At 56.0% G+C, this 12774-nt stretch carries 6 protein-coding genes; 2 read left to right on the forward strand and 4 right to left on the reverse strand.

Going from position 1 to position 12774, the window contains the following annotated elements; translation table 11 throughout:
- Positions 1-82: 82 nt before the first annotated feature.
- Positions 83-1555 carry an aldehyde dehydrogenase family protein gene (locus KF752_00675; protein ID MBX3420045.1) on the forward strand — a complete coding sequence of 491 codons (1473 nt, stop codon included), beginning with the start codon at positions 83-85 and terminating at the stop codon, positions 1553-1555.
- 45 nt (positions 1556-1600) lie between these two features.
- On the opposite strand, the gene KF752_00680 is transcribed toward KF752_00675, so the two are convergent.
- Together KF752_00680 and KF752_00685 are read right to left on the reverse strand one after the other, a co-directional pair.
- On the reverse strand, positions 1601-3073 hold the full coding sequence (locus tag KF752_00680) for a DUF1501 domain-containing protein (GenBank protein ID MBX3420046.1): 1473 nt from the start codon (positions 3071-3073) through the stop codon (positions 1601-1603).
- A 162-nt stretch (positions 3074-3235) separates the two neighbouring features.
- Positions 3236-8362, reverse strand: coding sequence for a DUF1549 domain-containing protein (locus KF752_00685; protein ID MBX3420047.1), 5127 nt, complete (start codon positions 8360-8362; stop codon positions 3236-3238).
- Positions 8363-8553: 191 nt separating this feature from the next.
- Between KF752_00685 and KF752_00690 the strand changes: the two genes are divergently transcribed.
- Entirely contained in the window at positions 8554-8700 is a 147-nt protein-coding gene (locus tag KF752_00690) for a hypothetical protein (protein MBX3420048.1), read from the forward strand.
- On the opposite strand, the gene KF752_00695 is transcribed toward KF752_00690, so the two are convergent.
- A complete protein-coding gene (locus KF752_00695; protein ID MBX3420049.1) occupies positions 8697-10094 on the reverse strand; it encodes a DUF1501 domain-containing protein in 1398 nt (465 codons plus the stop codon). The two genes, KF752_00690 and KF752_00695, sit on opposite strands and share 4 nt — an antisense overlap.
- Before the next feature lie 21 nt (positions 10095-10115).
- The gene (locus KF752_00700; GenBank protein MBX3420050.1) at positions 10116-12767 is read right to left on the reverse strand and encodes a PSD1 domain-containing protein; all 2652 of its coding nucleotides are present in this window, start codon (positions 12765-12767) and stop codon (positions 10116-10118) included.
- Positions 12768-12774: the final 7 nt, after the last annotated feature.

Raw genomic sequence — 12774 nt, forward strand, 5'->3', positions numbered from 1 at the left:
GCCGTGTCACAGATCTCGCGACGTGAGTCGGCATCCGCGTCATCCCCGTACCTCTTCAGTTGTCTGTCAAGGAGAATCCCAAATGGCTACTGCGATTGAAACCGTCCCAACCCCGCGTGTGCGACACACGGAGTGTTTTATTGATGGCAAGTGGTTGTCATCGGCCAGTGGCAAGACCTTTGCCACAATCAATCCAGCTACCGAGGAAGTGATTGCCGAAGTTGCGGAGGGGGACCAGGAAGATGTCGACCTGGCGGTCGACGCGGCTCGGCGAGCCTTCGAGTCCGGCCCCTGGGCGCGGATGAATGCGCGCGAGCGCGGCAAGCTGCTGTACCGCCTGGCCGATTTGATCGAAGAGGAGATCGATGAGTTGGCGGCGCTTGAAAGCCTGGACAACGGCAAGCCGATCACTGATGCCCGTAACGCCGACTTGCCGCTGGTGATCGACTGCTTGCGATACTACGCGGGCTATGCTGACAAGATTCATGGCTACACCATTCCCGTCAATGGGAATTACTTCACCTACACTCGCAAAGAGCCGGTAGGCGTCGCAGGTCAAATCATACCGTGGAATTTTCCAATGCTGATGGTCGCTTGGAAGTGGGGACCAGCGCTGGCGGCTGGTTGCACGATCGTCATGAAGCCCGCCGAGCAGACGCCGCTGACCTGTTTGCGCATGGCACAGCTTGCTCAAGAAGCCGGGATCCCCGATGGCGTGATCAATGTGGTCCCGGGCTACGGACCAACTGCCGGTGGAGCGTTGGTCAAGCACCCTGGCGTGGACAAAATCGCGTTTACTGGAGAACATCGAACAGCACAGATCATCATGCGCGAAGCGGCTGATTCGCTGAAGCGGCTGACGTTTGAGCTGGGCGGCAAGAGCCCGAACGTCATTACCGCCGATGCCGATCTGGATGCAGCAGCCATTGGTACGGACATTGGCTTGTTCTTCAATCAAGGACAATGTTGCTGTGCCGGTAGCCGTGTATTCGTCGAAGAGAGCGTTCACGATGAGTTTGTCGCCAAACTGAAGAACTTGGCTGCTCAACGCAAACTCGGGGCTCCGCTGGCCAAGGATACGCGCCAAGGCCCGCAGGTAGACCAGGCGCAGTTCGACAAAATCATGTCCTACATCGCCAAAGGCAAGAGCGAGGGCGCTGAGTGTGTGACCGGCGGCAAGCGATTTGGCAATCGTGGCTACTACGTTGAGCCCACAATTTTCCAAGGCGTTTCCGACCAGATGTCGATCGCGCAGGAAGAGATTTTTGGACCAGTGATGAGTGTCCTGAAATTCCGCGATTGGGAAGATTTGATTGCTCGCGCCAATCGGACCTTCTTTGGCTTGGCCGCTGCCATCTGGACCAGCAACGTCAGCAAGGCACACGATTTTGCCAAACGCGTTCGCGCCGGGACCGTGTGGGTTAACTGCTACGATGTGTTTGACGCTGCCGCCCCGTTTGGCGGTTTCAAGATGTCCGGACAAGGTCGCGAGTTGGGCGAAGACGGCTTGCGAGCCTACACCGAAACCAAGACGGTAACCATCAATTTGGGCTAGGCCTGGCGGTCCCAGCTCAGACCCCAAAGCTGCATGCACCCGCTGCTATGCAAAGATCGAAGTCAGCGCATCCGCCTTGACCAGCTCGCGCGGCTGGTTGAGGTGGTTGTAGACGACCGTTTGCGGATCGATGCCAAAGCCGTGATAAATCGAAGCTAGCAACTCGATGGGATGTACCGGGTCCTCAGCCGGAGCCGAAGCTGTTTTGTCGCTCTTGCCGTGCACATAGCCGCGTTTGACTCCTGCGCCGGCGACGATCGACGTGTAGCAATAGGGCCAGTGATCGCGACCATCAGCCGAATTGCCATTGCCCGAAGTACTGACACCGCGCTGCGGCGAACGACCAAATTCGCCAATGGCCACCAGCAGCGTTTCATCCAGCAGGCCACGATCATCCAAGTCTTCGATGAGTGCACTCAGGCCGGTGTCCAGCATCGGTGCCGACAAGTTCTTCATTCTGTTGGGTAAATCCACATGGTGATCCCAACTGTGATTGTCAGAATTAGCAATCTTCGGCCATATTACCTCAACCACCCGCGTCCCGGCTTCGACCAATCGTCGAGCCAGCAGGCAACTTTGTCCAAAGGTGTTGCGGCCATAGCGATCGCGAACGGTTGGCAATTCAGCACCCAAATTGAACGCTTCGCGGGCCCGACCTGAAACAATCAAATTCAGAGCTTGGTCGTAATAGCTATCCAGTTGAAAGTCTTTTACTGCGTTATTGATCTCTGGCATCTGCGCGTTCACTAGATCGCGCAACTTGGCGCGACGTTGCAGGCGCACTGCAAATACGTCGGGTCGCAGTTGAAGATCGTCGATCTTGATGCGATCCATCTTGTTCATATCCATGTCGTCGCCATCCGGGAATAGCGTGTACGGATCAAAGGCTTTGCCCAGAAAGCCGGCGGAACCGCCCTTGCCAATCACGTTGCTTTCCTGCAGCGGACGTGGCAGCATCACAAACGGCAACATGGGCTGATCCGTAGGACGCAGGCGAACGATGTTCGAGCCAAAATTGGGGAAGTCCTTGGGACTAGGCGGTTCCAACTGCCCAGACGGGCTGACTTTATCGGTCGTATATCCGGTCATCAGTTGATAGATAGCCGCCGTATGATTGAACAATCCGTTGGGCGTATAGCTCATCGAACGAATCATCGTATAACGATCGTTGCACTGCGCCAGCTTAGGCAAATTCTCCGTGAACTGAATGCCTGGAATCTTGGTTGGAATGTTGGAGAAGACACTCTTGACGTTTTCAGGCACGTTTTCTTTGGGGTCCCACAGATCCAAATGACTGGGACCACCTTGCAAATAGACCATGATGACACTCTTGGCTTTGCCCCAGCCGGGTGACATAGCAGGTCCAGAAGATTCGCTGGCCTGAGCTTGTAGTTTCAACAACCCGCTCAGCGACAGTCCAAGCAGCCCTGAACCACCAATGCGAATCACGTCGCGACGGTTGAGCGCACCGAGTTCATCACACAAGTCTTTGCCGGGTGTACCAACGAGTCGGAACATGGTGGAATCTCCGTATCGCGAACTAAGGGACTACAAGTTTTGAAACTGCTAGTTAGGCTAGCGGTAGTGAAAATCTTTCTGTGCCCACTGTTACCAGATGGTGAACAGGCGGGTTTTCCACCGCCTGGTGACGGTAGCTACGTTGGGATTGCTGCTCTAAGGTCAATGGTTAAACAAAAAGGCTGGGCTGTTCACGAGTGCCCATGTCAGGTCCTGCGCCAGCGTCAATCGCTGGTTAGATCGCTGCTGGCCACTGGCCGCGAAATCAGCGCGCAATTGTACCAACTGGGCGTCGTCGGGTGTGGCTTTTTCCAATTCGGCAATCAACTTCTGAAGTCTTGTCAGCTCCGCATCCGGCGCAAGGGCAGTCTGGGCTGTGGCCAGCGCCGCTCTTAGCTCATTCCAACGCGCGTCGGACTTATCAACATAAGCTAACAACCGACCAATGGTCTCTGGCCGTCGATGAGCTGCGGGGACGGCGCGGGCTGCCGTGAAGTCTTCTGGTTCGCCCACATGAATTCCGCCTTCATCGGTTGTTACCGAAATCCGGAAGCTGCCCAGTCGATGCTCGGCTGCGTCATGGTACTGATGAATGGCAATCGTCAGCTCGACTCCGCCTGCGTGGTCAATTGGTTCACTGAACGCTGCCGTCAGCCACTGCACCACTCCCCCGCGGGGGTGAACAGCCCAACCGCCTTGGTCGCGGGTCTTGCCGTTAAAAACCGCATTGGAGTCAAAGCCGGGTTGTGTAAAACTGGCCTTGGCCGCAACCAGCTTGTGCCGAGCTTTCTGGTTAGGGTTGGCGATCGGAGCTGCGTCTACTTCGATTTCAGTCACAACGAAATTACCGTTGGCAGACAATCCCGGCCCTGCTGCTGCAGCACCTTCAAGTGGCAATGCTTCCAACCGCAAGCCGCGCAGATTGTTGAGCGTCGTTCGGTAGCGAATCGTATAGGTCGTTTTTTCTGCACTGCCGCTGACGGTGATGGAACGGTCAGCTCGGGCCACAAGTTGAGCCTGATTCGTGCTGTCGGCGGACACCGGGGCCAGCGGGAACCAGTTGTTCGATGGTCCGGAGGCATCCAAGAAATTGCTGGCGATCGCAATCGGGTCCTTCGCGTACTCGTCCAAGGACTGCTGAGCGGCGACGATGCGTGCCTGACGCTCTTGCTCCAATTTCTCGCGTTCCGGAGCCATTTCTTGTTCGCGCTGCTTAGCGGCCGCCTGTGTCTTTTCCAGCTCGGCCAGCCGCTCAGCCTCCAGCTCTGCTCGCCGGCCGCTCCACCACTGTTCGCGCTGGGTCAGCGCGGATTCCAGCGACCGATGGTCGGATTCAATGTCCTGCTGCATCTGGGACACGGTATTGATCTCCTGCTGCGTCGGAAATCGATTGAGCACACGCAGATAGACCTCTTGGACCAGCTCGTCCAGCGAGGCTGGCCGTTGAGCCAATCCTGCCAATTCGTTTTGGTCATCGCCAATTGCAGTACCGACGGTTGGACCGCTGACCAGAGCCATTACAGGGCCGAGCTGCAATCCTTGCGAACGCTCACATTCGCAGGCGCTCTCGCGGGCGGGTCGGCCCAGATTGTTCAAGAATCCATCCGGAGGATTAATGGCCACATCAGGGAGCTGCGCAGCGCGCGTACCTGGCTCGACACCAGGAATTGCCGTTTTGGTTCCCGTCACGCGATAGACCGTGTCGTACAGCACTTCCGCAGGCAAGCGACGCGCTTTGGCGTGCGAGTAATTCAGCGTGTCATCAGCGTTCCATTGGCTGCTGGCCACGGATAATTGGTAGGTACGCGAATTGCAGATTAACCTCAGAATATGCTGCACATCAAACTCGGAGCGCAAAAACTCATCCGTCAGATGTTTGAGCAGCTCTGGATTGCTAGGCGGATTGCCAGCTCGAATATCATCCAGCGGTTCAATCAGTCCTGTGCCCGTCAAATAACCCCACAAACGATTAACCAGGCTGGTCGCAAAATACGGATTGTCCTTGGAAGTAATCCACGCCGACAATTGTTGGCGTCGCGTTGCGTTGTCTGGTACGGAATAGTCGCAAGTAAATGGAAATTCGGGAGCAACTATTTGGCCGGTGCGCTGGTGCCTCATTTCGCCATCGGACTTGTCGAACACCACTTCATACAAAGGCTTGGCACCTTCGACGGCAGTACCACCGATCGACTTGTCACCGCTGGCCGGATCCTTTTTCAAGCCTGTCTGGGCGAAATAGGCCGACAGTTGATAATATTGGTCCTGCGTCCATCGCTCGAATGGATGGTCGTGGCACTTGTTGCAATTGAATCGCACCGCCAGGAACAGATGCGTGGTGTTCTCCATCATCAAGTCGGGCTCGCGCAGAATTTTGTAATACGATGCAGCCGGGTGATCCTTGTTAGAACCCGAAGCGGTCAATACTTGCGATGCAAATTGATCGTACGGCAAGTTTTGAGCTACCGTCGAGCGAATCCAATCACGAAACGCGGAAGCCCCTTCGGCTCCCAAGAATTTCGAGTTCACTTGTAGTAGGTCGGCCCACTTATTCGTCCAATGCTCAACGTAGTCATCACTGCCCAGCAGTTGGTCGATTTTGGCCTGGCGTTTGATGCGCGTGGGGCGATTGTCGGCCAGGAATGCCTTAAGTTCTTCGACAGATGGTGGTAATCCCGTTAGGTCCAATCGCACGCGTCGCAAGAACGTGGGATCATCACACGGCTGGGACGGCAGAATCTTCATCCGTTGCCATTTGGCGGAGGTCAATCGATCAATGGTGTTGTAGGTTGGCTGATCCTGCCACTGGAACTGACTGCGATCTCCCATCACCGTCACCGTTGCCGCTGCGTAAGCGCCTTCGTATCTGGCCAACAGGGCGGCTTCCCCGCGTCGCAGCGCCTTGATTCGCCCGCCCACCAGGCTTTGGCAGACCTCGGAGTTGGAACTCTCCAGCACCGTCTCGTGTGTCACATCGCGCAAGGCACCGTCAGCATAGTGCGCCGTTACCCGGAATTGTTGCCAGGTATCGGTGTGCTGCATAACCGGCATGGAGGGAGAAATCTCGATGCGCTGTACTTTTCGAGACTGGCGATCAAGCCCCGCACCTTGAGCTATCCAGCGCCGCAAGGTTTCATAGTAGGCCGAGTCGGTGGTCAACAGCGCACCGCCTTGGTGCGGAATAGCTCCGACCGGTTTGAGCAGCATCACGCTGGCGTCGGGAGCGGCGGTGTTCAAGCGACGGGCACTTAAGTCATCGCTCAAGGCACGAATGTCACCCACCGGATCATAGCCTCGTAGCGAAAGCTGAAAACCGTTCTTGCCAGCCTGAGCGCCATGACAGGTCCCAGCATTGCAGCCTAAACGCGTCAGCACCGGATTGACATCACGAACAAAATCCACCAGCACCTCTTGGGCGGGCTGCACGTCAATCGGTATTTCGCATGTTTCGCCGTTGAATTCTATCTGCAAGCTGCCGGCGGTTGGCGAATCAGTTTGCTGACCGTGGTGGCTACCAATTCTGACCAGTCCGAGAGGATCAACGACAACCGTGCCGGTGGCTGTGATCGCGGCCAGTCGCGTCACATCTAGCGTCTGTCCGCTAGCGTACTTGGCGGTAACAACCAGTTGAACGTAGTCGGTGGAATTCTGAAGGCTGATTCGCTGCGGTTGTACGTCAATGCTGAGCAACGTCTCTAATGGTACTAGAGAACGCTCAAGGTCGATCTGCGGCAATTGTTCACTGGCTGCTGGTAGTCCGCTGCCCGCTGCCAATTGTCGATTGGAACTGCTGGAAGACTCAGTTGATTCTGACTGAATGGGAACCGCTACAAGCTCATGCAGCAAATTCCCGTCCGGCACGGAGTATGCATACAACTTGCCGCGGGCACCACCGGTGACCAACCAAGTACCGGTGGGGTGGAAAGCGACCGCGTACAGGCTATCGGCAACTTCCAGATTCAACACTGCCGGCGAGGTCTGGCTGTAATGTTGGGTGATTAGTTGTTTATCGGCATCATTGCGCTGGTCTGCGGGTTTGGACAACGCGGACTTGACGTCGTCGGCAATCTGCCCCGTAAACTCGTAAGGATAAACGACCAATTGGCTGGCTCCATCCAAAGTGCTAGCCGCTGCCAAAAGTTTGCCGTCGCCACTGAGCGCCACACTGAAAATGCGTCCTGGCATGGCGGGAAATTTGCGGATTAGATTGGAATCATCACCAATCTTGCGCTCAGTTTCGCGAAAGATGCGGTAGATCTTGGGCGTGCCATCCGCACCGCCAACCAGTACTTGATTCTCGCTGGGATGCATCGCCAAGGCGTTGACTCCCCCCTTCAGCGCACCCGGAGTAATCGACGTCACATTGTCGATGAACCGCTCGGTAGCAACTTCGGTTAGCTTGACTGTCATATCGCGACCGCCGGAAACTAAATGCGTTCCAGCAGCATTAAAGGCGGTAGCCAGCGACCAATCTTCATGAGCACCTTGATGCAACTTGACTTGCCCCGTCTGCGTGTCAATGGCTCGAACCACCCGATCTGCCGCTCCAAAGGCCAACAACGAACCGTCGGGTGAAAAGCATCCGCCGTACAGCGTGTCGTAGGTGATCTGTTGGCTGAGCTGCAGCTCGCCTTGTGGAACACTCCAAATCTGCACTTCGCCGAAGCGACCAGGGGAACCACCGGTGACCGCCAAGCGCTGCGAGTCGGGCGAAAAAGTCAAGGATTGAATTCGTTCACTCAGACCTACCAATCGCGCCGATGGCGTCATGGCGGCAGCGTCAAGTAGAATCACTTCATGGAACGCACTTACGGCCAGCCAGCGACCATCGGGCGAGAAGGCCAGCGCCGTGATGACAGGCTCGCGAGTATACTGCGGTGGATTCTGCGCATCGTATCTAGGACCGCTGTGGGGGATATCATTATTGGCTCCTTCAGCTATCCAGCGGTGTACCAGAGCCACTTCGACATCGCTCAGCGGCGGCGATTGTTTGGGCATTGCCGCCTGGCCATCAACCGCGATGATCTGTCTCAATAACTCGCTGGCATCCGGATCGCTCGGGACGATCGCCGACTGACCACTATCTCCGGCAACTAGCAGATCAGCATGACCGACCAAAGACAGCCCTCCCTGAGGCTTGGCCGGCTGATGGCAGCCCTGACACTTAGCTCGTAAGATCGGCTGAATATCTCGCTGGAAACTGACCGGAACCTGGCCCTCGGCGAATATTGCCGTCGGGACAATGAGTTGGCCCCCAAGCAAGAACGCAATAGAAACTATACTTCGAATCATCGGACGGAAATACTCAAACATCGAGTGATGACAAACTGGCGGGCTTCAAGAAACAATTGAAGCTCAAACAACAGCGGAAATTGAAACGGCACTACAGACCAGTTAATGACCGCTGAAACCACCCCTCCAGAGTAACCGTTTGTGGTATCACCCACAAGCATTTGATCCCCAGAAAGGGGTAAATGGGGGCCGTGAGCTGGGCGAAATTGGCTGAAATTGCTGTTAGGACCGCTGGCAAATGGGATGCAACCAGCAACCAAATTGCGTCAGAGAAAGATTGGATTATCGCTCGCATCAACCACATGCAATTGACCGACGCGCCGGCCAAGGTTGCTTAGGCAACGATGTCGGTAAGAACATTGCCGGAAACGTCAGTCAGCCGAAAATCGCGGCCGGCGTAACGGTACGTGAGTTTTTGGTGATCAAGGCCCAACAAATGCAATATCGTGGCGTGCCAGTCGTGAATGTGGCAACGGCCCTCAACGGCTTCGGCTCCGGTCTCGTCGGTTGCACCATAACTGAAGCCACCTCGGACTCCACCACCGGCCATCCAGGTCGTGAAGCCTTTATTGTTGTGATCGCGTCCGTTACCGTTCTGAGCATAGGGCGTTCTACCAAACTCGCCAGCCCAGATCACCAGCGTGTCCTTCAGCAAGCCGCGTCGCTTGAGATCGGTCAACAGTCCGGCGATGGGTTGATCAATCTGTCCGCACAGTTCTGGAATGCGATTTGATAAATTCTGATGCGTGTCCCAACCAGTGTGTTCAAGTTCAACAAATCGCACGCCAGCTTCGACAAACCGCCTAGCCATCAGACATTGGCGCCCGAATTTATCTGTCGGCTGCTGGCCAACACCGTATAAGGCGAGCGTCTTGGCGTCTTCGCCGGATATATCCATCAGGTCAGGCAAAGCCGACTGCATGCGGAACGCTAATTCATACGATTCGATAATCCCATCGACACCAGGATTCTGGACATCGGCCTTAAGCTTCTGGCGATTGAGTTGTTGAATTAAGTCCAACTGTTGCCGCTGCATGCGGGCCGTCAAGCGAGGATTCTGGATATCGGCAACTCGCTCGGCATTCTGACTGCTTCGGGCGCTACCCAGGGGGCCGGTCGCTTTGCCCAACGATGTGCCTTGATAGATGGCTGGCAGAAAGGCGCTACCGTAATTGCCGCCACTGCCTGCTGCCGGATTGATGCATACAAACCCTGGCAAGCTATCGTTTTCTGATCCCAACCCATACAGCGTCCAGGCGCCCAGCGATGGGCGCACGAACTGTGCGCTGCCGGTATGCAATTGAGTCATCGCTGACGGATGCACCGGTTGATCGGTATGCATGCCGCGAAGCAAACACAATTGGTCGGCTTGCTCGCTGAGCTTGGGAAGCAACTCTGTGATCCACAGTCCACAACGGTGTTGTCGGAAATCCCAAGGCGATTTCATCAGCGTCCCACGAAATTTGCCGCTCTGGCCATCCAGCTTGGACATTTCCGGCTTGTAGTCAAAAGTATCTACGTGCGATGGACCGCCGCGCATGCACAGGAAGATCACGCGTTTGGCTCGGGCTGGAAAATGAGGTGCCTGGGGGGCCAAAGGACCGCCCGTACCTGATGTCGTATTCCCCGAAGCCCAGGTGGCCAGCGAAGCAAAGGCCAACATTCCAAAGCCGGATGAAACTTGTTGCAAAAGTTGTCGCCGCGAATAAGCCTGCGGTAGTTGCCAATTCATCATGCAGCTCGCTTTGATACACTAGTCCAGGAATCGAAACTCAGCCGTGGCCATCAGCGACTGGCAAACGGCAGTCAGTTTCTCGAATTGTATATTGTCAGCCTGATAACTCTGCGGCTCTTCAGGTCGCCGGCGGTTTGAACGCAGTCCGTTGCCTCGGCTCTTGCCAACGTTAACGATCGAGGATTCGGCCGGGCGAAAGCTGCGATAGAATTCTCCGGCAACACGCAGTTCACGGCCGGTCGCCGGCCGACCATAGACTAGCAGGAACGCCTGCTTCAATTGAGCTTGCATATCACTCGATTCATTCATCAGCCGTCGCGCCAACCCTTGTGCTTGCTCAATCACAAAGGAGTTATTCAAGAAATATAAGCCCTGGGCAGGAGTATGCGATGTATCCCTCTGACCAATGACCATCGTGGATTCGGCGAAGTCCAAGACTTCGAGGGCTCGTGGAATTTGATCGCGAATGATCGGCAGGTAGACGCTGCGGTGGCGGTTGGGCTGCTGAATGTCTTGCACGACAGCTTGCAGCAATTCGGAATTTATCACTCGTGACTTTACCTGCTGTCGCAACCGGTCCCCTACTGACTGGCCTGCGTTTGTTTCGGATTGGGACACAGCGCCTCTGACTGTGGTCGAAACCAAAGTACCATCGCGGATGACCGACGGCCCCGATCGTCCGACGATCGAACCGACAGGTCGGGTTGTATCAAGTTGGCCGCTGATGGCTAACATGGCATCGCGAATCGCTTCGGCCTCCAGTCGCCGGGGTGGCATCCGCCACAGGTAGTGATTGTCTGGATCGATTTGAAAGTTCTGGCTATCAAAGCGACTGCTCATGCGGTACGTCCGTGATGTAACCATGTCGCGCACCAGCCGTTTGACACTCCAGTTGTGATCCATAAACTGCACTGCCAAACAGTCCAACAGCTCAGGATGTGTTGGCGCCGCTCCGGTTGAACCAAAATCCTCGGGCGTGCGTACAAGTCCGTTGCCGAACAGATGCAACCAGACGCGATTGACCATGACGCGGGCGGTAAGCGGATTGTCGCGACTGCCGATCCAGCGTGCAAGTTCCAGACGTCCAGTCGATGAGTCTGCAATCGAAACGGGTTCGACGCAGAGCACACGTGGAAATCCGCGTGGCACCTCTTGGGCTGGACGATTAAACTCGCCGCGCTCCAGCAGTCGAGCGGTAACAGGCTTGGTCTCCTGCACCGCCATACACAGACTGCGGGGATTTCCATTCTCGTCGTAGCTATCCAAATGAGCTTGCAACATGCCAATCGCGGCAGACAAACCTGCGACCGCCAACGCCGGAGGCGGTTGGTTGCCGTTGGTCTTGGATGGATTGCTGCCCAATCGCCGTGCACGTAAAGCCTCCTGCAACTGCTGTTGCTTTTCGGCCAGTTCGGCTTGCAGTTTGTGACGCTGCTGTTTGGATATAGAACGACTGACAATCGATGATGCATCGACCGGCAGTTCAACCAGCGACGTGGCGTTACGATTCTGTTGAGTTCGAAAGGTCCCGAAATGGGTGCTCATGCTGCGAAAGATACCAGCCAGCGCATAATAGTCGGATTGCGGAATAGGCTCGAACTTGTGATCGTGGCAACGAGCGCAGGCAACCGAGACCCCCAACATGACCCGTGTCGTCACATCAATCTGTTCGTCCACCAAATCCAGTTCGAACTGGCGCGGATTGCGTTCGATCAGCTCTTTGGCCCCCAGAGTTAAGAAACCGGTGGCGATCAGATTGCTCGCCCATTCGTGGTCATTCTTGACGGGCAACAAGTCGCCTGCGATTTGCTCGATGACGAATTCATGGTAGGGCTTATCGGCGTTGAATGCATCAATCACGTAATCGCGATAGCGCCAGGCATGGGGAAAGGTCACGTTGACTTCGCGGCCCGACGATTCCGCATAGCGGGCTACGTCCAACCAGTGTCGTCCCCACCGCTCGCCGAACTGAGGCTGTTCCAGGAGCCAGTCGGCCGTCTGAGCGACAGCCCGATCTGGATCGCTTTGCCAATCCCGCTGAAATCGCTTGACCTGCTCAGGCGTCGGCGGCAAGCCAACGATATCGAAGCACAGTCGTCGCAATACAACCAGCGGTTCTGCATCAGGGGAGGGTTGCAACTGATGGCTGGTCAGCTTATCCAGTATCCAGCGGTCGATGTCGCTCTTGAACCAATCGGACTCGACTTGCGGCGGGGTGAGCTGCACCGGTTTTTGGAACGACCAGAACTGGCGTCCCTGCTCGATATCGTCCTCATTGATAGCAGACCGCACCTGCAATTCTTCTTCGGCTCGCGGATCGGGCGCCCCCATTTCAATCCAGACGCGAAAATCAGCCAGTACCTTTTCCGGGAGCTTGCGCTTGGGAGGCATGGCGTAGTCGATGTGATTAATGGCGTTCCACAGCAGGCTTTCATCCACATTGCCGGGCACAATGGCCGGCCCCGAAACACCCCCGGTCAGCAGTCCTTGCGCCGTATCGAGCCACAGGCCGGCTCGCACTTGACCAACTTGATTGGAGTGACAACTGTAACACTCGCGGATCAATACAGGCCGAATCTTGGTTTCAAAAAATTTGATCTGTTCAGTGGTGGGCGGGGAAGTTGGCGGGCCGCCTGAACCGCTGTCGGCCGCTGCGCTGTGGACTGCCATCGAGCAG

The sequence above is a fragment of the Pirellulaceae bacterium genome, assembly GCA_019636385.1.
GTDB lineage: Bacteria > Planctomycetota > Planctomycetia > Pirellulales > Pirellulaceae > Aureliella.

Bases quoted from the DNA above. Each gene is read 5' to 3' on its own strand.
- KF752_00675 (MBX3420045.1), top strand. From the start codon at position 83: ATGGCTACTGCGATTGAAACCGTCCCAACCCCGCGTGTGCGACACACG.
- KF752_00680 (MBX3420046.1), bottom strand. From the start codon at position 3,073: ATGTTCCGACTCGTTGGTACACCCGGCAAAGACTTGTGTGATGAACTC.
- KF752_00685 (MBX3420047.1), bottom strand. From the start codon at position 8,362: ATGATTCGAAGTATAGTTTCTATTGCGTTCTTGCTTGGGGGCCAACTC.
- KF752_00695 (MBX3420049.1), bottom strand. From the start codon at position 10,094: ATGAATTGGCAACTACCGCAGGCTTATTCGCGGCGACAACTTTTGCAA.
- KF752_00700 (MBX3420050.1), bottom strand. From the start codon at position 12,767: ATGGCAGTCCACAGCGCAGCGGCCGACAGCGGTTCAGGCGGCCCGCCA.